Consider the following 22,179-nt stretch of genomic DNA (forward strand, 5'->3'; position numbering starts at 1 on the left):
GCAAACACTATCAAAGCCGACTCTCAATCAGTCGGCTTTTTTGCGTAGTCTGATTTTGCTTACCAGGTGCTTCGTGGTTCGTAAGCCGTACCACGTCAGGTATTTCAATGCACGAGGCCAGGGCCTTGCAGAATATATTATTGTCACGATTCTAGTGGCGTTGATTATTCTTGCCGGAATTAAACTTTTCGGCAGTAGCGTCGGCAATAAATTCAAAAATGCATCAGCAGAACTAAGCACGATGAAAGATGCTGATAAAACCTCTACCTCTGCAGAGCGTGAAGTTCGTCCCGGAGGCGGTGCTGAGAAAATTGATGTGAATACGCTTGATTCGGGCACAGCTGCAGGGGGTGGAACCGATCAAGCGGCAGACCCAGTAGCAAAACTTCGTCCTGAAGGAGTCGGACTTTCTGGACAGAATTTCTTTCCTGACACTGGTTTGTCCTGGATTGGATTAGTTGTGATTGGCGTAATTGCGGGCTTGATTGCGGTCGCCATTGTTTTTCGTGACCAGGATGGAAAAGACAAGAAGCATAAAACTACTAAGCGCGGTAAGGCTGCAAAAAAGGAAGCTGGACAGGCGATGGTTGAGTTTGTGCTGATCAGTATTACTTTTCTCTTTGTTTTATTAGGTCTAATTCAGTTAGCAATGATTTTGAATACACAATCATTAGTTCGCTACGCTGCTTTTAATGCAGCACGCTCAGGGATTGTGCATGGTGGTGACCTCGATAAAATGCGTGAAGCTGCGCGTATTTCCTTGCTTGCGGTTTTTCCTAAGCACGGTCGAGCCGATCATCGTCGTGGCTTAATGGACAATTATTTGGCTGCACGAGAAACTGATAATGATCCAAGTCTAACTTATGCAAACAAGGCAATCACTGAAGTTAAGATTTTAAATAAACAAGGCTTAACGACTGGCCAAGTTGTCACTTTCGATGATCCGATTGAACAGAAAAAGGCAATCCTCACTATTCAAGTAACGCACTGGTATCAACTGGTGATCCCACTCGTTAATCGGATGATTTTTCACCTTTATAACCTTTTTCAGAGTAATAGTTATCAAGCCGACAATTTAGATTATTATTCGGCACAGACTAATAAATTGCGTCGCAGCGGCAGTTACCAAGATATTGAGTATCGCATTCCCTTAGTTTCGCATTACACCATGCGACTTCAATCTGACTACGTGCATGAGGACTAAATGCTATTAGCACTGCGGAGACATTCTGCGAGGAACAATAAGCGTGTCAATCAGCGCGGGCAGGTGCTTGTCATCGGCCTAATCATGGCAATTTCTTTGGTAATGATCGCTATTACCGTGGCTAACGTGGGCATGATGGTCTCGCAGAAAATCCGCCTGCAAAATACGGTGGATGCTTCAGCGTATTCGGCTGCTGTGATTGAAGCACGCTACATGAATTTAGCTGCCTACATTAATCGGGCGATTATTGCCAATTACGATATGATGGCTTTCAACACCGCACTTTGGGCAACAACTGATGCTTACGATCATGGCTTGGCTTCCTTGGTGGGCACGCTTTATATAGCAGCAGGCATTATTCAATTATTCCCACCACTCTATGGAGTGGCTAACGCGGTCGACCAAATCGGTGCCGGCTTAGATCAAGTGCATGGATTTTTCCATACTTTTAACCACGAGTTAAACGATCTACTCGACCAAGATAATGGAGATCCCAATTCAGATATTAATAAATATATCGAAATTTATAACACTGACGCACTTTCGACCTATCAGGGTTTACTTTTTGTGGCGATGCAAGCATCACGTGCTGAAGTGGTAAAGAAAGTTGCCGAGAAAATGGACCCTAAGGTTAAGACCACGACTGTCTTGGGGCTTGCAAGTGAAACAATGAGTGGGGATGAATTAATGACTGCTGTAGACTGGGTGATTGACGACCCAGATAAGCGTGAAGCTCCATTTGATACATTTAATTCCACGTTCAATAAAGTCATGGGTGAGGAGTCGAACACAGATGATCATCCAGTCTTACTTGGCGCTTTAACGGAAGCATCATTGGATCGTTTTACAATCGGACGTAATCGTGAGGGCCAACAGAATTTAATTCGTAGTTTCAACTTTGGTGAGATCCTGCCTGGTTGGATTACAGACGCTCTAGTTATTTTTCAAGTTGAGAAGTGTATTGAGAGTTGTTTAGGAAGTTTTTTTACAGAATGTGATTGTGACTTTGAGTCACACGCTATTCTTGGCGCGCAGGCCCAGTACGGCCAGGAGGATGACTTCGATCAAGCGCGAGTTCCAGTCATAGCAAGACAGCGCATGCGCGAAGTAAATTTCTTCGGCTTAGATTTAAGTCTCGGTAATATGACTGGCCTGCTTGGAATTCCAGCTGTCTGGGGGCACACTAGCGGTGAAAAATTTGCTGACATTGGCAATTATGCAAACCGCGCGGATTTTGAAGACTTTGACTGGGATCGCTTCTGGGAATGTCAAATGAACTCTGGTCAATGTTCGCTCAATGAAATCAATTCAGCACTGTCACAAAAAAGTGGTCTTGTCTTAGGGGGAGTTTCTGCACTGTGCGGCGCTTTTTCAGGCGGAGCTTGGGTGGACGATCACTGGGATGGCTCGTTTGATTACACTGCTGCATGCGGAGTGCGTTATTTTAATTATCTGGCAAATGTTTGTTGGGGCGATGCTTTTAGTTACTTTACAGATACCTGTGACCAGGGATTTGAAGATGGTGTTCCACGCTACGACTGGAAAACAGATTTAAATAACGTCGGGTTTTCAACTTATATTTACGATCAAACTGGCGCTGAGCAGCGTCCGACTGGGACCAAAGGTGGGGATAATAATAATCTCTTAGCTGGGCCATCAATCGCAGTTTATGGAGTTAAGGATCAACAAGATGTGCGCACGATCTCAGGTCTAGGTATTGGAAATACATACCCGTTATCGGCACTTGCACGGTCGCAGGTTTACTATCAACGCAATCCTAATCGACCTGACGAAAAACCTAATTTGTTTAATCCTTACTGGGTTGCAAGGCTTGCACCGGTTGATAGTGAAGATACACAAGCAATGCTTAAAGAAGTCATTCCATTTGTTGGTAGTTATGGAATTCCAATAAAGCCTACGAACTAAGGAACTATGTCAGGAGAGCGTAAGCGTAAAAATTCTGAGCTAGGACAATCGATGGTAGAATTTACCATCTTGCTACTTGTTTTCCTAACTCTAGGCGCAGGCATGCTTTACGTTAACCGCCTGCTTAACTTCGATTACTGGGCTGAACAAGAAGCACGCTATATTGCATTCGAACGCACATGGGTTGGTAAAACTTGGAATAGCGATCCGCTGACTGACCTTGATACTCCAGCAACATTTCACCGTCCCAAGGAAGTAAATAAGCTTGATGTTGAGCGCACTGATATTGAACTTGGCGGCTTTGACGATTTATTTGCCTGGCTGGGCAGTAACTGGTCTGAAAAATTTGATCGCAAAACTTGGACCGAGCCTGCTCCAAACTTCATGCTCGCCTGGAAGGAGTCACTGAACGCTGTGGAGACGGCATTAGCCTCACAGTTTACAGACGTGCGCGTAAGTCGCGAGACTAAGCTTTTACCTCCGGCTTTACCTGAGCGCCCGAAGTTCATGGCAACTGAAAAAATCCTGGAGTTAGTTAAGAAGCACCAATTTGGCGAAAAATTCTGTGTAACGATGCGAGATTTATTTGAAAGTAACGTTAAGTATCAAGCCTTTGCTACGCCTTTTACGGCTGAAGACTGCCCTGAAATTTACAGCTCATACTTTGCCTTTCAGTTAGCCAAGGGCTTTAAGCCACAGGAAATATTTCGAGCGATTTCTGAACGAGTGGAGAATGGACAAAAGACTGCTGATGCGCTGGAGCAAACCATGCAGGGTTTTGTGGCCAGAGAGTTTTATTCATTTTTTGATACTAAGGTGAAGTCAGCTTTTAACCAGACTGTTGGCCAAATTAATGATGGCTTTGAGTCGCAAGAACAACTTTGGAACAATGACAGCGATCTTACACGCTTGGAGAATAAGGGGCGCTACCTAGGCTCGAGTGTGGCTCTCGACGTGCTCGAAGACGTCGCAGACGATATTCGTGACTCGAGCAGCTCGAGTCGGAATTGGCAAAATGAGAGAAACGCTGAGCGTGATTTGAATGAAATGCTGCACTACGATGCGACTGAGAATGGCGTAATCCCTGGAGGATATTTACTGCTTTGGGATGGCTTTGAGCTCTCAATTGATCACTTTCCATTTATTACTGAAGTCTTTCGTCCACTTGCTCCGGGACTATTTAATGGAGCGATGCGTTTAGCGCTCGACCAAGAAGACAGTTTAGAATCACCTTTGATCGATGACTCAAATGTGCAAGTTACAGTGGAATATACCGCAGAGAAGGGCCTTTTTTCTGCGGCACGTGCGCGTTGGAGCACTTCAAATAAGGTATTAAGCTCGAGCTATTTTCTCGTCACCGAGCCTTGGCACATCCAGCGGCGTAGCGGTGGACTTGGGCCTTACCGTGGACTTGGTAGTGATGATGACCAAATGGATGATGAGTCTGATGAGGCAATGTTAAGACGCCGCACTTTTGGTTATTTCGTATTGCCAACTCCATTAACTGCACTGTTTGATCCATTGACGGCTGTAGTCCCAGAGCTTGAACCGATTGTTGATCTGCTTTCTCCAGTAGATGACGTGCTTTCTTGGGTAAAGGATTTTGTCTTCGATAATCCACTTCTCGATGTGCTCGATTGGATGAATGGAATTCCTGGTTTCGATAGCGTAGACTTTACATTCCCACGTTTACCAGCTGTCAGGCCTGCAGCCTATCCACACACTTCAGAATTAACAGGAGATCGATCAACTGGGAGTAAGTCATCGACATATACGCGAGACTTTAACGACTTTATTCAAGAGCAAAAGGATCATAATCCGCCACCGAAGCCGGAGTTTTATGACTAAGCGTTTAAATTATTCCCGCGCAGCTAAAATCTATGGCTTAACGCTAGTCTTAAGCGTCATCTGCTTGTCTTTTGCTTATGGCTTGGTGCGGGGTTTACGCGCGCCGCAAGTTGCTTTGGCACGAGAGTACTATCCAGTGACTAATGACGAGGTAGAAATTTCAGACCTAGTGTCTGGAATAGAGCTCGAGCGTGTCGGTTCAGGAGCAACGCGCATCAATGGCAAGCCGGTAGAATTATATCGCGTGTTATCTGAAAGAAACCCAGCGATGATTCTCCGCCAACAGGAGGAGCGCTGGAAACAACTTGGCTTTCAAACCGCTGGAATTGTGGATCGGCAACGCGGGGTGTTAGTTGCTAGAGATCTAGCGACTAATGAACGCTACGCGTTTATGCTTTGGACTGTAATTCCTAAAATGCGCCAAGAATATTCAAGTGGCTATCGCACAACTGGCTTTGTGTCTAAGGGCGCAGCAGAAATTAGTGCAGTAACACAGGACTTTGAGCTGCAAGGCGCTGTGCCGAATGTTCCAATTCCAACTGGTGGTCAGGGTGGAGCTGTAATGGTTTCTCAGGATTTAGGTAATACTAGTTATCACTCTACCTACACTTTGCCTGGAAACATTAGTGAGAACTTAGATTTCTATCGTAGGGAATTAATAGGAAATGGCTATAGGGAGAAAACAGGTTCATACTTGGCTGCAGATGAATCAGGGGCGATGATTGAATTTATCTCCGATTCTGAGCATGTAACCTTACTTTTTCAGCAGAGCAAACTTTCTGGTCGAGTTTCAGCACTGGTAACCAGAGTAGCCGGGTCAATTGGTATAGGCGAAGGAAATAACACGTAAAGCTATGCGTAATTCGCAAAAAAAAATCAGATTAGGCTATGCTCGAGTACGCTCAGAGCAAGGACAGGCACTGGCAGAGTATATAATTTTAGTTGTGATTGTTTCGCTTGCGTTAATTCCGTTTTTCAAAGTTTTTCCGGAAGCGATACGAGGATATGTGCGGCCGTTTTACTATTGTATTTCCCGGCCGCTGCCCTGATTTTAGGACATTTTTTATTTATTTTTTATGAGGAGCTAGAGTCGACGTGGATAATAAAAGAAAACAATTACTAATTGCGATTCTGATTGCTGGTGGCGCGTTGTTCTTGAATAACTGGTACATTCAGGAGCGTATCGCACAAGTGACACCTAAGCGCGCAATCAAAGTAGTGCGTGCCAAGAGCGCGATCCCGAGTGGAGAACGTCTCTCCAGTAAACATGTTGAGACAGTGCAGGTTCCCGAAAATTACAAGCCCAAAGTTGCGATTTCTGACGCTGAAATCAGTCAATATTTTGGACAAGAACTCGCTGTCGACGTCTTACCAGGCGACTACATCTTGCAAAGTTATTTCACGCTCAGGCGCGCAGTTGGAAATAAATTATCAGATCTCGTAACAGGACAGAACTTTCGTGCCGTTACAATTCCGGTAGATCAGACAAGTTCGCTCTCTGGCTCGATTGTTTCTGGCGACCGCATTGATATCTTGTTAACTTTTGGCGTTCCAGGACTAAGCGGCAAATTTTCTACAGCGCTATTGCAGAATGTCCAGGTAATCGCCACAGGAAGTTATTCCGTAGTTGAGCAAGAAACTGGAGCGACTGTAACTCGTACTCAGCGCTATAATTCGCTCACATTATTACTGACAGCTCCCGATGCTGCTCGCCTAACCTATGCTCGGCAGACTGGAAAGATTGATATTTTATTACGTAATAGTGGTAATGACGCAATTCAAGAAATTCCTGCGATCTCTAATGTGTTGGATTTACTTTCCGCAGAAGAGCGCGAAAAGTTTGCTCGCTTAATTGCTGAGTCACGCATTCAACGGCCAAACCCGGAGGACCTAAAAAATTCAATGCGTGAGTTGATGGAAAGCCAGAAACGCCAAGGCCTTTCAGTTCCAAAAAGCTAGTAACGTTCAATGGTAAGTTAGCAAAACGAGGATGGGCATGGAGTATAAAGTCGTAGTTGAGTCCGATGGTAAGGTGCTTGAGACCAAGCTGTTTCATGATGCAACTTGCACAATCGGGCGAATTGCCGAGAATGACATTGTATTAGCAGAACGAGACGTCTCTAGTAAGCATGCAGAAATACGCCTCGGCAAGGACTCCCAGGGGCAAGTTAAACTTTCCGTGTCTGATGTTGGTAGCTCTAACGGCACATATTTAGAGGACCGTCGGCTTACTGCAAATGTTGAGCATGAGATTAAGCATAATCAGCGCATCGTAATTGGACGCTTTGTGATTAGGGCAGCGCTACAGACAAGTCAGACTGAACGGGCTGAAAGCAAGGTAAAGGGGCCTGTTGATAACGAAGAATTCACGCTACGCGCAAAAATTCACGTACAGTTGATTGATCGCCTTGACTTACGCCGCAAGGATATTCTTAAACTCACGGATTTCGAGCTGCGCGCCAAGACAGCAGAAATGGTCGAGCGTATTTTGGATGAAATGCGCTGGGAAATTCCAGCTGGACTCGATCGAGCACTATTAATTAAGCACGTCTTGGATGAAGCACTTGGTCTCGGGCCGCTTGAAGAGCTACTTGCCGATGAAAAAGTCTCAGAAATTATGGTCAATAGTTATGACCGAATTTTTGCTGAACGTGGTGGCAGGTTAGCCTTAACTCCACTTAGATTTTCTTCTGAGGCAACTGTGCTTTCGGCGATTGAGCGAATTATTTCGCCAATCGGCAGAAGAATCGATGAGAGTTCACCGCTTGTTGATGCGCGTTTAAAAGACGGCTCGCGAGTGAATGCCGTAATCAGGCCACTTGCGCTTAAGGGCCCGTGCATAACGATCCGTAAATTCGCAAAAACCCCTTTAACCATCGACCACCTTGTTAATTTTGGATCAATGTCTCGTGGAATGGCAGACTTTTTAAGCCTCGTCGTAACCCAACGTCTAAATGTTGTGATCTCTGGTGGCACAGGTTCTGGTAAAACAACTTTACTTAACGTGCTGGCGCGATTTATTCCCGAAGGTGAGCGCGTAATTACTGTTGAAGATGCTGCAGAACTGCAACTTGGTCGTGAACATATTGTCTCTTTTGAGACCCGCCCACCTAACTTAGAAGGTAAGGGTGCAATTGCGATACGTGACCTGGTGCGCAATGCCCTTCGGATGCGACCGGATCGAATCGTCGTCGGCGAATGTCGTGGTGCAGAAGCTTTAGATATGTTGCAGGCGATGAATACAGGCCATGATGGTTCAATGACTACTGGTCACGCCAACTCGCCAGTCGATATGATTTCTCGTTTAGAGACAATGGTCTTAATGGCTGGAATGGACCTTCCAGTGCGAGCTATTCGTGAGCAAATTTCTAGTGCGGTACATGTGATTGTTCAACAGTCACGTTTAGGCTGTGGTTCACGAAAAGTTACAGCAATTGCTGAAATCGTTGGACTTGACCCAGATGATGGGCGTATCCAACTGCAGGATATTTTTGTATTTAGACAGGATGGCTTTGATGATCAGGGTAAAACTCGAGGCAAACATCAAGCTACCGGTTATGTTCCTAAATTTTTCCGCCGCATGCAGCAGGAAGGAAAGCAACTTGATGGATCGATCTTCGCACCAGATGCTTAGGGGAAATTAGATGTTACAATTAGAATTATTACATGGCCTTTTAATTTTCAGTGCTGTAGCACTTGTAGCCTACCTCTTTGTTGATCGCATTCAATCAGCCGCACAAGAAGTTTCTCAGGCCCAAGCGGAGCAGGGCGCTAAGACGTTCTCTGATTTGTACTTAAGCATTCCTCCTGAGCTATTTTTCTTCGGCCGAGCATTAGTTGCCTTGATTGCTTTTTTCTTGGTCATGCCCTTGCACATTGTTCCAGCGATAACTGCGGCAGTTGCAGGTTGGTTCGTGCCTGCAATGTACTTAAAAAGGCTCAAAGAAAAGCGCCTGAAAAAAATCGAGGAACAGCTTGTCGATGGGCTGGAGTTACTTGGTAACGGACTGAAATCTGGATTAACTTTGCAGCAAGCACTAGAATTACTAATGCGAGAGTTTCCGCCACCGATCACGCAAGAATTTGGCATGGTTTTAGCTGAAACTCGCCTCGGGGTAGATTTAGTAGACGCGCTGCATAACATGGCAACGCGACTAAATTCTACAATTGTTTCGATCTTAGTTGCAGGTATTTCAATTACTAAGCGTTGCGGAGGAGACTTAACTGAAATTTTTCAAAATATCGCTGCTACGATTCGTGAACAGGCATTAATTGAAGGCAAACTCAATGCTGTGACAGCTCAAGGACGCTTTCAGGGATTAATTTTAAGTATTATGCCCTTTGCCTTGATTGTAATTTTATATTTTGTCGACCGTGGACATGTTGAGATCTTGTTTGGCTTTAAACTTGGACTGATTGCATTTTTTGCTGTGATCGTGATGGTTTGTTTAGCTCAACTGTGGATCCGCAAGTTATTAGCAATCGATGTCTAGAGGGTAAGATCAATGGAACCACAAACGCTATTAGTCTCGCTCCCGCTTGCCGCCGCCGCAGGATTACTTTATTCGTCGCTGTTTGGGAGAACCGACGACTTTTCAGCCTTTATTTCTGAACGTGATGCCCAGGAGCGTAGAGCTAATCGCGGAATCTTACTGAGAATTTTTGCAGGGCCGATTAAAACTCTGGGCGAAGTGATTGCGACGCTACCGATCGAGAAGAACCGAGAGGAGTTACGCAAGAAGTTGATTCAAGCTGGCAGCCCGGGCGGTTTGTCAGTTGATGAATTCCATGCCGCACGAATTATTGCAGTAGTGGTACTGGGCTTATCTGGTGCTTACATCGATTTCGAAATGGATCTCACTCCTGCATTAATGCTTGGACTTTCAGTTTTGGGAATTTTTTATCCTGATATTTGGCTACGTGGCTATATTGAAAAACGGAAACGTAGGATATTTAGAGACTTACCTGACACATTGGACACGCTCAGGCTTGCGGTTGATGCCGGAATGGATTTTGGCTCTGCGATGGGAGTGGTAGTGGAAAAAGGTCGACCCGGTCCATTATTGTATGAACTCGAGCGGGTGGAGCGTGATATGAGCTTAGGGCGCACACGCCAGGAGGCCTTGCGCGATTTTGCGACTCGTTTGCAAATGCCCGATATTAATACTTTTGTTTTAGCCTTGATCCAAGCCGATCAGCTCGGCGCAAGTATTGGACCGATCCTGAAAGTGCAAAGTGAAATGGCGCGTAAGCGTCGTTGGCAAATTGCTGAGACGGTTGTCAATAAATTACCAATGAAGATGCTTGGACCACTTGTTGTTTTTATTTTCCCAGCGTCTTTTATTATTCTTTTTACGCCACTACTGATTCAATGGTTCTCAGGTGAATAGGAGGTAATGCGTGGCTGAAGTTCAAATCAAAGTAGTCTCAGGAGTAAGTAGCGGGGATATTTTCCGTTTTAACCTCGATTCAGGAAGCAGTGTCAAGATCGGCCGCGCTCAGGATAATGACGTAGTGCTAGACGACCAAGCCGTCTCACGTAAACACGCCGAAGTGCGTTTACTTGAGAATAAGCTTGTGCTTGTCGATGTGGGCAGTTCACATGGAACTTTTCACATGGGCTTTCAAGTCCCGCCGCGTGATCAATCAGGGCGCGTATTAAAGAGTGGCGATGAATTCAAAATTGGCGATACTATTTTTTGCGTAGGTTATAACGCCCCCAAGGAGGCTCAGGACGAGCGCCCGCAGCAAGGTTTAAGTGCAGCTCGTGCTAATTTAGGAATCAAATTTAAGAATAAAAAAATTCTCTACCCCTTGATTGTACTTGCAGCCTTGGCACTTGCGGCCTTACTGGTCATGCCTGCTGAGAAAAAATCTGCGTTACCTACGCAACATAGTGACCTTGCAGTGCAGGTTCCAAGTGACGCAGTAATTGGTTTTATCAATGCTGGCGGAGGAAAGGGCCAGAGTGACCAATCACGTGCAGATAAGGCAGTCTTTACTTTACCAGCTTCAGATTTGTTAGTTGAAGCTGAGTACATCAATGAGGCAGTTCTTGATATTAAGCTTGATGAAGGCACAATCGAATCAATTGACCCGAATACTAAAGGCTGGGCCAAGCTTGCCATTCTAATTCGTGACTCACTGACTGGTAAGGACCGCAAGCTTGTTTTTGATAACACTTCTTATCCCTTTAAAAAGCAGCAAGATGGACAGACTCCAAAGCGTTATGGTGTGCGCAGCACTCGGGCCACACCCTTGAGTCGCATGCCTACAGACACTGTAGAACAACGACTTGCTACACTAAGAACTTCGCTAGATACGATGGATACAAGTGCGCATGCATTATTTAATACAATTCGTGCGGCACAGCGCCTCGTGATTGAACTACTCACGCACTTTCGTGTGGATGCTTCACTGATTAAAATTTCTACCGAGTCGACATTGCCAAGTGCTGTGGAGCTCCGTGCCCGGATCGATTCTTTATTACAAGGTTTCAACAATGCAACACTTTCTCCCACTCAGATTATAAAGCAAGCAAGCGCACTCCTTGCTGATTTAGATTCTGAACTTTGGCGACGTGCGCAGAGTCGTTTTATTAAGGCAAAGCTTGCATCGCAAGCGAAGAATTACATCGATGCATATGATCACTTAGTAGCAGTTAAAGCCATGATCCCCGATGAGTCCGATGAGCGCTGGGTGATTGCACAGCGGCTCTTTTCTGATGATAAAATTGTACCTAAAAAAGTTCGACTAAAACCAGAGAAATATCGCAAGAATTAGTATGTTAAAAATTATTGTTCATGATGGAAGCGGCAACAAAAACGAACTTAGTTTCGATAAAACATCGATCATGATCGGTAAGGCGCCGGGGAATGATATTGTGCTCTCAAACGAGAGCGTTTCACGCTTTCACTCGCGCATTACGGTCGACGAAGAGACGATTGAAATCGAAGATGTGGGCAGTACGAATGGTACTTATGTCAACGCTAAGCGTATTCAGAAGCAAGTTGTAACTGCGAAAGATAAAATTACAATTGGTACAGTTTTAATTACGTGTAATTTGGTTGCGACTGAAGGGCTGGAGCAAAATTCAACGGCCGAGACGCAAGGTGAGCGCCAACCTCTAGCAGCTCAGGTGCTTACGCGCGAAGAAACAGCTGCTGAGAAACCTTCAGCAGTAGTTGAGAAGCCAGCGCAGACTTCAGATCAGTTTTTCATGCAGTCTTTGCGGAGCTTTTTTGGTCCACTTTGGGATTATATTACAGACGACAACACTTCGGAGTTAATGATTAATGGACCAAAGGATATCTATATTGAGTCGAAGGGACGTTTGCAGAAACTGGATGCAGAAATTAGCCCAAGTCAGCTAGACGCGCTGGTCATTAATGTTAGTCAGTATGTTGGCCGCCGCATCAGCGAAGAAGAACCCTACCTAGACGCGCGGTTGCCAGACGGGTCGCGTGTCGCTGTTTTAATGCCTCCCTGTTCTCGCAAAGGTACAGCAGTTGCCATTCGAAAATTTTCCAAGGAAAAACTCACGCTTCAAAAATTATTTGAATTTGGCAGTCTTTCGCAGGAGATGATCGTTTTTCTTGAAGCTGCAGTTTTGTTGAAAAAAAATATTATTGTTTCCGGGGGCACGAGCTCAGGAAAAACCTCATTACTCAACGTAATCTCTGGGTTAATTCCAACTGATGAGAGAATTCTAACAATCGAAGACGCTGCTGAGTTACAGCTCTCCCAAGATCATGTCCTGCCGATGGAAACCCGACCTCCGGATAAGCGCGGCAAGGGACAAATTACAATCCGTGACCTCGTCAAGGTTTCACTACGTATGCGTCCGGACCGAATTGTAGTTGGTGAAATACGAGGTGGTGAGGCTCTTGATTTGCTTCAAGCGATGAACACTGGTCACTCCGGCTCGATGGCAACCGTCCACGCCAGCTCTCCGGATCAAGCGATGACGCGACTAGAAACATTGGCTTTGTTTTCCGGTGTTGAGATTCCACTGCGTGCACTACGCGAGCAGGTTTCAACGGCAATAAACATCGTTGTTCAGGCATCGCGTTTGCCTGATCATTCACGTAAGGTCACCCACATTAGCGAAGTCTTGCCCTTAGATGACCAAGGTCGTTACAACGTGCAGGATTTGTTCGTATTTGAGCATACTGGACGAGATCAGTCAGGCAAAATTTCAGGCAAACATATTGTAACTGACAACAAACCTTCATTTCTTGATGAAATGAAATTATCTGGATGTAAAGAGGCGCTCGCTTTGTACGAGTAAATAATTATGGCATTACCTAAAGTATTTAGAAATAGATTTGAAACCGGCGATTTAATCGTTGAGCGTCCCAGTGCGCATATCTATAAAGGCTATGATCGCGAGCTAGGTAGGCGTGAACTTGCGATTAAGATCTATGTAGAAAAACCTCAGGATGACCCAGCGCTAATTAAAGAGTTTGAGAACGAAGTTGAACTACTTAAGCGTTGCACGCATGAAACGCTAGTTCCGATTCTGGCTGGTGGGGCAGAAGACGGGGTGTTTTTCATTGCGATGGAGTACATTGAGGGAGTGACCCTCAAGGATTTATTAAAAGATAATCCTAGTGGGTTCGATCTACCGCGCGCGTTAGGAATTGTTAAGGACCTTGCTGATGGTCTTGCAGAATTGCACTCGCAGGGAGCAGTGCATGGGCACCTAGACAGTCGTGCGATTATTTTTAAGGCGCAGATTCCACGGATCTCTGGCTACTACCCGCGTGTAATTGAAAAAATACACAAAATGCTGACCTCAGATTCACGACTAATTGTCGACCCTGCCTACATTTCACCTGAACAGGTTACGGCTCCGGATAAAATCGACGCACGTGCTGATATCTATGCCTTAGGGGTCTTGGCTTTTGAAATCATGACTGGACAGAAACCTTTCACTTCAAATAATCCGCTGCAGCTTGCGATGAAACATGTGCAAGATAAAATTCCGTCACCAGCGAAAATCAATGCGAATATTTCACCATTGGTTGATGCAGCTGTGATGCGTGCCTTGTCGAAAAATCCAGCTGAACGATTCAGTAATTGTGCAGAGTTTATCGATGCTTTAAGTGGCGGAAAAGGTATGGTGAAAAATCCTTTTGCTGGCCTTACTCCTGAAACTTTAGTCGAAGGTTTGGGCGATGTATCTCAGACAATGCCTGTTTCAATGTCGGTTGAAACTATTCAGAAAATCTTATCAACACATGCTCCCAAGCGTGAGCAAGTTGAGGATGATAGCAGCTCGACTTTAATGGGTAGAGCTGCAGTTAAAGACACTCAGCCAGTCACTGATAGCGACGAGATGGCACAGACTGCGATTGGCATGCAAGCAGTTGGCCAGAAGAAGCAAGCAAGTCTCGTGCAGCTAACCGGCAAAGATAAGGGTAAGAAGTTTACCCTGTCCCAACAGCAGTCAATCGGTGGACGCGATCAGTCCTGTGCTATTCCACTTAGTGAATCTGCGATGCCGATGCGCGCATTTATTATTACCGAGCGCAATAATCACTATTTCTTATCCTCTTTTGGCACGACTGGCGTAACGGTGAATGGCCATCAACTTGAGGATGAACAGGAACATCAGTTACAGCGTGGTGACATGATCTCTGTCGGCGTTATTGATCTGCGCTTTGTCGCACCCGGTGAAGTCTTTACTTTTAAAGAGGATGTCGCAGACCGAGTAATTGATCGCCCACCAAGTAAGTTACCACAAGTATTTGTAGCGCTTGGAGTTGTGTTTTTATTACTATCAGGCGGCGGCGTTTACTATTATTTGCATAACGCCGATATTGCTAAATCTAAGAAAGAAGCTGAAAACCGTAAAAAGGCAAAAGAGCGCGATGAGCTAATGGCTAAGCTCAAGACCGAAGGCGACACCTTCCTCAAGGAAGGCGCGCTGATTGAGCCTCCGGGTGCAAATGCCAAAGAGCGCTTTCGTGCAGTCCTTGAACTGAGTGAGAATGATGGCTATGCCAAGCGACGCTTGCAGGAGATTGATGAACGCTTGCTTGTACTTGATGAATCAAAACGACGTCGCCAAGAACTTGATCAGAAGATTGGCAACATGCTTGCTGATGGAGAGCGCTACTTCCAAGCTGGAGATTACATTTCACCTCCAGGACGTAACGCTAAGGAAGTGTTTGAGGCAGTCCTAAAAATTGACTCAACTCACCAGCAAGCGCAAGCGCGACTTAAGGAAATTGGCAACATCTTGTCTGATCTTTCCGGAAAAATAGAAGAACTTCTGAAAAAAGCTCAGCTGCATATTGATCAGAATGAAATTGTGCAACCAGCTGGTGCAAATGCCCTTGAAGCTTTGCAACAGGTACTTAAAGTGCAACCACAAAATACAATTGCGAAGAACGCCTTATACGACTTAGCTGCGCAGCAAGTATTTTTAGGAGACCAGGCCAAGGCGCAAGCTAATGCTGGTCAGATGCGACAATTTTATCTCACTGCACAAGCGCTTGGTGTTGACCCTAAGTATTTAGAGCCACGTCTACAGGGTGCACAGCTAATGGAGAAATCTAGAGCAAGCGTTATTATTTACCAACGTGGTAATCAGGCTGCGACAACCAAAGAAGAGGGACCATCAACTTACTTGCCGACTCAGGAAATTGATCGACGTGTAGCGGAGCGTTCGCTTGCGTCAAATTCCCAGCGTGGGCAGGGTGGGCGAGTCTTTATCGATCTTTCTCGGCTGGGTAAATAGCTAACTTAAGATTCTGGCCAAGAAAAATTGTGCGGCTGAATTTACTAGTTCCTGAAATTGTACTGTTTTTCGCAACCTGCATCTACTTGTTACTCGCATTTATTGTCGGTCGCCCCGCTGTGCTAGGTCTTGAAGATGCACTGAGGCGTATTAGCTTTATTTGCTGCTACTATGCGCTTAGCCTTTTCGTAGTTTTTCTTTGTGCGCGACTTAAGTCAATCCAAGAGTGTCGGCAAAGTAAAACGCAGCTAGCATTTAATGATTTCTCTAGGCAGGCTCTACGTACGAGCTTCTCTTACTCACGCATTTTATGTGATCTGCGACTACTTCTAGTAATTGCCTGCACCTTTACAGTTTATGTAAATCTTAAGGATTTAATTCCGCTGATCAATCCAAATGTTTATGATCAATATATCATCGACCTCGAGGCCTTTGTCTTTGGCTTTCCACTGACTGCCGCGCTAGGTTCAACACTTACAGCTGATTCCGCATCTTACTGGAGCACGGTCTATACATTTTTTTATTCGTATATGGGACTAAGTGTTTTAATAGTACTTTTGCATGGAAGACAGCAGATCACGCATGAATTTGTTACGGCATTTGTGCTCGTTTGGTTTATAGGAATTCTTGTTGTGTATGCGCTACCGACCTTAGGACCTTGTTTTTATGACTGGCCGGCTGAGCACTTAATCTACCCAAGTGGTGTGCATGACATGCAAGAGAAGCTTTATCGCTGGATGATTTTGCTGGGTGAGAATCCGTTCAGGCAGAATGCAGCTTATATGATCTCCGGACTACCGAGCTTACACATTGCTGTGCCGACTCTTGCTACTTACTATTTATTGAGAGTCAATCGCATTGTCGGTGCAGCATCAATACTATTTATGATGCTTACTTTTTATGCGGCTTTAGTTTTCGAATGGCATTATGTCAGTGATCTTTTAGCCGGGATTTGTCTTGGTTTATTTTGTATTATGCTCGCGCGAAAGCTTACTAAGACAGAGCTTAAAGTGTGATTATTTTGTGAACCTCACAGCAACTAAAATTATTCCTCAAGCTCTGGCCCAGCACGTCCTCGTCGTATTTATTTTACTCGCCCTAGGTCTTGGCTATCAATCTTTGTCTGATCTAGACCTGGGTTGGCATTTAGCAAGCGGGCTATGGATCATTAAACACAAACAAGTCCCATGGGCTGACCCCTTCTCAATTAGTGTTACACCGTGGATTGATTACTCGTGGTTATTTGATTTATTGATTGCGAGCGTTTACTCACTTGCAGGCTTTAAAGGCTTAATTGCAGCGCAAGCGCTATTACCAGCGATCTTAGTCGCCTTAGTATATCAGGCATTTAATCGCGTAGCTCACAGCCGTTTTCTTGTTTTACTAGGCCTTGCCATACTTGCAACGTATGGAGTCTGGTCGCTTAGGCCGCAAATGCTAAGTCTTATCTTTTTTGTGATTGCTCTTAGATATGCAAATAGCCACTCTAAGCACTCACTTTTAATTTTAAGCATACTTACAATAGTAGCGGCTAATATCCACGTATTTTGGGTTTTTATTCCTCTGCTTTGGTTACTTAAGGAGGAGGGGAGTTTAAAACAGAGAACTCTAGGTAGTTTTTCTTTGGTGTTGTGCTCACTGGTTAATCCATATGGCTACAAACTCTGGGAGGTGATATTTAATTATGCAACCGCGCATACAAATGCATACTTAATGATTCATGAGTTTGCGCCGATTTACGAGAGTAGTGGCTTAGCGCTTTGTTTATTTGCACTCTTTACTCTGGCTTTGGCATTTACATTTAGAAGGCTCAGTTCTTTTCGTCGCGTATTGCTACTTATTTTTTTTGCTGGATCATTTGTGCGCGTTAAAATATTGCCATTCTATGCGATTTTGGCGGCGCTGACTCTTCTTGGCAAGTTAGCTAGTGAGGAAGTAGATCGCAAGGAGCTTAGGGTTGACACTAAAGGACTTAGCTATTTGATTGGGTTTAAAGTGCTTCTGACATTAAACTTATTTATTACAATTATATCGACCCCTCTTTTATCAGATCGCGCTCAATCAATTCTTAGTTTATGGGGCAAGGTTCACACACTCAGTCATAGCAATGTGATTAGTCACTTTAATGACAGTGGCTGGTTGATACTGGCTGAGTACTTGCGGTCGATGCCAGACGATCCGCTGCTGAGAATAGTTTTGGATGGGCGCACGCTTGTGACTGGCGAGGAAAAACTGCAAGAAGCAGCCGAGTTAAATGCTGATCCAAGACGAATACTGGAATTCGCAGAAAAGTATCATGTTGATTACGCATTATTTCCGAGGCAGACTTTTGTTAGTAAAATCTTACTTAAAAACGGTTGGCATTTATTACTTGAATCCGATAATTATCTAGTTTTATCTAAAGATTTCGGGCATTAACACGGGATGATGACTCAGTTAGTAGCAAATCGAACTTGTATACAAGACTGGCCACCTAAGCAATGAATCGATAACTAACACAAAAGTGATGTGATGAGCTTGACAATTAGGATGGTCGGCGTAAATCGAGCGTCAAGATCTCTTGGAGGCAACTGAAATGAAGCTCAGCAAGTTTATTCTAGCATCGACTACGATTTTTCTATCTCCAAGTTTCAGTTTTGCTCAGAACCCGGACATATTATTTGAGATAGCTGGGAGTGCGACATCAAGTCCGCCGGCCGAGTCAAATCCAATTTATATAGCACCCGATGATGCCTTTTCAAGCTGGTATAAGGTTTTCAAGCCGGTATAAGGTTACTTTTCCAAGCAAATGAGCAAAATCACCAGCAGCAATAAAACTAAAATATTTAGAACTGAGCGCAACAAACAGATGAAACTGGACGATAAAGTAGTTGGAGGTGTAATTTTAGGTTCTAAAAAGAGCGCTAGAAAGTTACCCACGCACCAAAAGTTAAAAATCCCATATCAGATTGCAGCAACCTATTAAACATCAGTGAAAGAAATAATTAACACGATCAGCAAATTCTTAGCTATTATCGAATCAAATTGTTCAAATGAAGAAGCAATTAATAACCTTATGCTTTCGTTGGATGAGCTTGCTTTAGTGAGCCATTCGGTCACATATGAATTTGATGTGGCAGAGCATCCTGATGCTCCGAATCTGGATGCTCTTGAATTGAGAAAGAAAGTTTGTAAACGATTTCCTTCATTGGGTTATTATAATATTGTTGCTGATATCGGAGAGAAGTTCTGTGAGTCAGAGATACATGTGGGTGATGCGATCGATGATGTTACTGAAATAGCTCAGGCTTTGTCTGCTGTTATTTGGTATTCCGATAATACTTCTATTTCAAATGCACTTTATCATTTCCAATTCGGTTTCAGGTGTCATTGGGGGCGTCATTTAAGAGAACTGCAATTGTATTTGTACGACCAAGTGTGGGGATAATCCCATGAAATCTTTAACCGAAAACAAAATTCAAGAATGGTTAGTCTCAAGTAAACTAAATGATTCAATTCGAAAGCAACCCCGTACCAAAAAATTAAATCTTCCAAATAAATTGCACGAACAAGTTGATCGAATACGCCGAAAGTAATAATTTATATTAATTATGAATCAATATAATAAAATTGTTAGAATTGTAGTATTCTTGCTCATATGCATTGTTTTGCCTTTACCACCTTTGCATTACCCAGCTTGGCAACTTAAAGGAAGCTTTCACGGACTCTATTTTAATGCCTCGTTCGTTTTCATATATTGTGTTTTGTATTTGCTAATACCTAGTTTTTCATTGAAAAAATTGTTTTTTGTAAAGGGATTCATATTAAGTATTGTTGTAGGGATGATTTCCTATACATTAATGGAATATCTTAAAAGACCGGATTTTGAAGTCTTTTTAAATACTGACTCTTTTCAGGCAGTTTTGCTCGCTCCATTTTGGACTTACAGTTGGGTTGTTGGCATTGAAATAGGACTAATGAATTTTATTTATGAAAAACATGCTCTGCTAGGTAAAGCAAGGTTGCCGTAACTAGCAGTTGTCATCATTACAAACGATAGTAACAACTAAAATATTTAGGACTACACGCAACAAATAGACGAATCTGGACGATAATGTAGTTGGAGGTGTAATTTCAGGTTCTAAAAAGAGCGCTAGAAAGTAACCCCGTACCAGAAGCCAATGGCTGAAGCGAGATCAAGCGCTGGAAAAGATTTTAAAGACATATGTAAATGGTTACTTAAAGCTGCTCAAAGCGATCCTAATCCGAAGAGAGCTCATGCATTCAGGGAGACATGGAAAGATTTTTGTAGAGGACCCCGCGGGGATAAAGGGAAAAAAGTAAAATGACTAAAGGCAAGGGCACTAAAGTGAACAAAAAGCAATATTGGTTTTGGGCCGAAATAGCACTGTTCTACACTTATAAAGATAAAGTGAATACAAAAAATCCTAGTGGTTTTTTGGACAGACAGTTTCTACTAGTGGTAGCTACAAATCATCAAAGGGCGTTTAAGAAATTTCATAGTATTTGCAAAAGCTTTGATACTTCAAAATCCAAAACTTCAGAATTACTTTTAGATGACAAACCAGGCGTATGTTTTGCACTTGGAATCATAAACTTTGGTATATGCATGGATAGAGTAGATTCACTGATATCTAATAGAAAACGGGCATTAAATTATGCTGAAATAACGTATGCAAAAAGCAATTGCACCAAAGCGAAGGCCTTTAAGTTAATTCCTTCTCAGGATAAATTATTGAGAAATGTCTCTGAAGAAGTTAATCAAAGTGGTTATGCATTTCAATGAACGAACTGAGTTAGATTTTTAAAACTGGTACGGGTTACTTTCCCAATACGAACACAGTAGGAAACCTGACCCGTGTGACTGAAGACGCAAGTGGTCCTCTTGTTGATTACGGTTATGACGCGCTTTACAGGTTAACAAGTGATGTACGTACAGGTACTAACGCCTACACGAAGAGTTACGGCTATATTAGCTAGTTATAATTATACAGCTTTTGGCGACCAGGTGGCTTCAACTGGTGCAATTGCAAATCCTTATCGTTATGGTGGAAAGTATGGGTACTACCATGAGCCGCGATTAAACCTCCAACTTGCAACTTTTAGGTGGTTTGCGCCTAAGCTTGGGAGGTGGGCGAGTAGGGACCCGATTGGGTATAAGGGTGGGGTGAATTTGTATGGGTATGTAGGGAATAGTCCAATAATGTTTGTGGATCCTTTGGGATTTTGGAGCTTATTGAACTTGATTATCACTGGAGATGGAGACTCTTCAGACGCAATGAAAGACCTCGCGCTAGATGGAATAATAGATGGACTAGATGTTACAGGCGAAGCAGCAATTGAGGCTGGTAGTTTTGGATGGATTGAAGCTAGATCTGAAATTGCTAAGCGACAAGAATTTGCATCTATCATGACGTTACTTAATATTTCTAGAGACTGCGCTGGCCAGGTTGTTACCGCACGTACTTTGGCCGCACTTGGAAATACAAAGACTTTAAGCAAATTTTTCAATAAGCAAAGGTGGTTCAGAATTGGCAACGGTTATATCAAACCTCGTTTCGGGAAAACCGGCGGCAATGTCCCCCGCATCTCTATTGGGCCTAATAGGCAAGAGTTATCAGACTGGTGGAAGACGAATAAACATATCGATCTTAGAGTGCCACTAATAGACAAGTAAATGATTAAAGTTAATATTAATAAGTTACAATGAATTATCTTTTAATAATATTATTGATAGCTTTTATTGTGTTTTTGTTTTTTAATGTTTGGCATACCAAGCATTACTATCGACCATCCGTCAGGTACGTTGAAGAGCAATTGCAAGCCGCATTAAACGGAAATGATGATTCATATACTCAAGACGAGTTTATTTGCATTGATATATATTATTATCCGGAGCTGGATGCCATAAAAAAAGAGTATGTTGGTATTATTGAATCGGCACAATATGTGAAGGTGGATGATGGTAGCGGTAAAATTAATTTGAATGAACAGGGCAAGGTTGAGGTCGAGAAAATTCTTAGGAAATTACGAGCTTTACCTGAAAAAAAGAATATCAAATTTGATCCTGCTTGACCAAAATGTAACTAACTAGTGCGCACTAACTGGTGTCATCCCCCTTACATTAAGATAATAATACTTTTGGTACAGGGCTACTTTCCTAAGCAAATGCACATATTCCAAGGCAGCAGTACCCCCATAAATATTTCTAATTGTACGCAACAAATAGATGAAACTGGACGATAATGTAACTGGAAGTGTAATCTTTCAGCTTGGGTAGGGTCCTGAAAAGTAACCCTGTACCAAAAGTTAAAATAAAACTATACGCCAGTTTGCGGACGAGTGGCTCGAATTTAAAAATATAGAAAAAAAGTAAGTCTCTAATATTTTATGACATCTATGAAAACTGAGGCACAAAGATATTTTGAAATTGTTGAAGGATGTCTAAATCAAC

Annotated in this window: 19 protein-coding genes; all 19 read left to right on the plus strand. The window is 43.5% G+C overall.

Annotation, left to right across the window (positions count from 1 at the left end; translation table 11 throughout):
* The first annotated feature begins 73 nt into the window (after positions 1-73).
* Entirely contained in the window at positions 74-1,204 is a 1,131-nt protein-coding gene (locus tag JNK13_04095) for a pilus assembly protein (protein MBL7661916.1), read from the plus strand.
* Positions 1,205-3,130: a Tad domain-containing protein gene (locus JNK13_04100; GenBank protein ID MBL7661917.1), complete on the plus strand. Its 1,926-nt coding sequence runs from the start codon at positions 1,205-1,207 to the stop codon at positions 3,128-3,130.
* Positions 3,131-3,136: 6 nt separating this feature from the next.
* Positions 3,137-4,978 (plus strand): hypothetical protein, encoded by a 1,842-nt coding sequence (locus JNK13_04105; protein ID MBL7661918.1) that lies wholly within the window; start codon positions 3,137-3,139, stop codon positions 4,976-4,978.
* The gene (locus JNK13_04110; protein ID MBL7661919.1) at positions 4,971-5,828 is read left to right on the plus strand and encodes a hypothetical protein; all 858 of its coding nucleotides are present in this window, start codon (positions 4,971-4,973) and stop codon (positions 5,826-5,828) included. The genes JNK13_04105 and JNK13_04110 overlap by 8 nt, the downstream gene beginning before the upstream one ends.
* A 245-nt stretch (positions 5,829-6,073) precedes the next feature.
* Positions 6,074-6,937: a Flp pilus assembly protein CpaB gene (cpaB, locus tag JNK13_04115; protein ID MBL7661920.1), complete on the plus strand. Its 864-nt coding sequence runs from the start codon at positions 6,074-6,076 to the stop codon at positions 6,935-6,937.
* Positions 6,938-7,157: 220 nt separating this feature from the next.
* Complete coding sequence (gene tadA, locus JNK13_04120; protein ID MBL7661921.1) at positions 7,158-8,612, plus strand: Flp pilus assembly complex ATPase component TadA; 1,455 nt, start codon at positions 7,158-7,160, stop codon at positions 8,610-8,612.
* Between the two features lie 10 nt (positions 8,613-8,622).
* Entirely contained in the window at positions 8,623-9,471 is an 849-nt protein-coding gene (locus JNK13_04125; protein MBL7661922.1) for a type II secretion system F family protein, read from the plus strand.
* A gap of 12 nt (positions 9,472-9,483) precedes the next feature.
* Positions 9,484-10,368 carry a type II secretion system F family protein gene (locus JNK13_04130; protein MBL7661923.1) on the plus strand — a complete coding sequence of 295 codons (885 nt, stop codon included), beginning with the start codon at positions 9,484-9,486 and terminating at the stop codon, positions 10,366-10,368.
* Between the two features lie 10 nt (positions 10,369-10,378).
* A complete protein-coding gene (locus tag JNK13_04135; GenBank protein ID MBL7661924.1) occupies positions 10,379-11,761 on the plus strand; it encodes an FHA domain-containing protein in 1,383 nt (460 codons plus the stop codon).
* A gap of 1 nt (position 11,762) precedes the next feature.
* Positions 11,763-13,268 (plus strand): Flp pilus assembly complex ATPase component TadA, encoded by a 1,506-nt coding sequence (tadA, locus tag JNK13_04140; protein MBL7661925.1) that lies wholly within the window; start codon positions 11,763-11,765, stop codon positions 13,266-13,268.
* Between the two features lie 6 nt (positions 13,269-13,274).
* Positions 13,275-15,725, plus strand: coding sequence for a protein kinase (locus JNK13_04145; protein MBL7661926.1), 2,451 nt, complete (start codon positions 13,275-13,277; stop codon positions 15,723-15,725).
* Positions 15,726-15,754: 29 nt separating this feature from the next.
* Positions 15,755-16,741, plus strand: coding sequence for a phosphatase PAP2 family protein (locus tag JNK13_04150; GenBank protein ID MBL7661927.1), 987 nt, complete (start codon positions 15,755-15,757; stop codon positions 16,739-16,741).
* A 7-nt stretch (positions 16,742-16,748) separates the two neighbouring features.
* Positions 16,749-18,143, plus strand: coding sequence for a hypothetical protein (locus tag JNK13_04155; protein ID MBL7661928.1), 1,395 nt, complete (start codon positions 16,749-16,751; stop codon positions 18,141-18,143).
* 370 nt (positions 18,144-18,513) lie between these two features.
* Complete coding sequence (locus JNK13_04160) at positions 18,514-18,690, plus strand: hypothetical protein (protein MBL7661929.1); 177 nt, start codon at positions 18,514-18,516, stop codon at positions 18,688-18,690.
* A 6-nt stretch (positions 18,691-18,696) separates the two neighbouring features.
* Complete coding sequence (locus tag JNK13_04165) at positions 18,697-19,152, plus strand: DUF5063 domain-containing protein (GenBank protein MBL7661930.1); 456 nt, start codon at positions 18,697-18,699, stop codon at positions 19,150-19,152.
* Between the two features lie 897 nt (positions 19,153-20,049).
* A complete protein-coding gene (locus JNK13_04170) occupies positions 20,050-20,511 on the plus strand; it encodes a hypothetical protein (GenBank protein MBL7661931.1) in 462 nt (153 codons plus the stop codon).
* A gap of 74 nt (positions 20,512-20,585) precedes the next feature.
* A complete protein-coding gene (locus tag JNK13_04175) occupies positions 20,586-20,705 on the plus strand; it encodes a hypothetical protein (protein MBL7661932.1) in 120 nt (39 codons plus the stop codon).
* 28 nt (positions 20,706-20,733) lie between these two features.
* Positions 20,734-21,402, plus strand: a complete 669-nt coding sequence (locus JNK13_04180; GenBank protein ID MBL7661933.1) for a hypothetical protein — start codon at positions 20,734-20,736, stop codon at positions 21,400-21,402.
* 29 nt (positions 21,403-21,431) lie between these two features.
* Positions 21,432-21,800 carry a hypothetical protein gene (locus tag JNK13_04185; protein MBL7661934.1) on the plus strand — a complete coding sequence of 123 codons (369 nt, stop codon included), beginning with the start codon at positions 21,432-21,434 and terminating at the stop codon, positions 21,798-21,800.
* The last annotated feature ends 379 nt before the right edge of the window (positions 21,801-22,179 follow it).

Source organism: bacterium (assembly GCA_016786595.1).
In the GTDB taxonomy this organism is placed as follows: Bacteria; Bdellovibrionota_C; UBA2361; order SZUA-149; family JAEUWB01; genus JAEUWB01.

Bases quoted from the DNA above. Each gene is read 5' to 3' on its own strand.
- JNK13_04100 (MBL7661917.1), top strand. From the start codon at position 1,205: ATGCTATTAGCACTGCGGAGACATTCTGCGAGGAACAATAAGCGTGTC.
- JNK13_04105 (MBL7661918.1), top strand. From the start codon at position 3,137: ATGTCAGGAGAGCGTAAGCGTAAAAATTCTGAGCTAGGACAATCGATG.
- JNK13_04110 (MBL7661919.1), top strand. From the start codon at position 4,971: ATGACTAAGCGTTTAAATTATTCCCGCGCAGCTAAAATCTATGGCTTA.
- JNK13_04125 (MBL7661922.1), top strand. From the start codon at position 8,623: ATGTTACAATTAGAATTATTACATGGCCTTTTAATTTTCAGTGCTGTA.
- JNK13_04130 (MBL7661923.1), top strand. From the start codon at position 9,484: ATGGAACCACAAACGCTATTAGTCTCGCTCCCGCTTGCCGCCGCCGCA.
- tadA (MBL7661925.1), top strand. From the start codon at position 11,763: ATGTTAAAAATTATTGTTCATGATGGAAGCGGCAACAAAAACGAACTT.
- JNK13_04145 (MBL7661926.1), top strand. From the start codon at position 13,275: ATGGCATTACCTAAAGTATTTAGAAATAGATTTGAAACCGGCGATTTA.
- JNK13_04160 (MBL7661929.1), top strand. From the start codon at position 18,514: ATGAGCAAAATCACCAGCAGCAATAAAACTAAAATATTTAGAACTGAG.
- JNK13_04170 (MBL7661931.1), top strand. From the start codon at position 20,050: ATGACTAAAGGCAAGGGCACTAAAGTGAACAAAAAGCAATATTGGTTT.
- JNK13_04185 (MBL7661934.1), top strand. From the start codon at position 21,432: ATGAATTATCTTTTAATAATATTATTGATAGCTTTTATTGTGTTTTTG.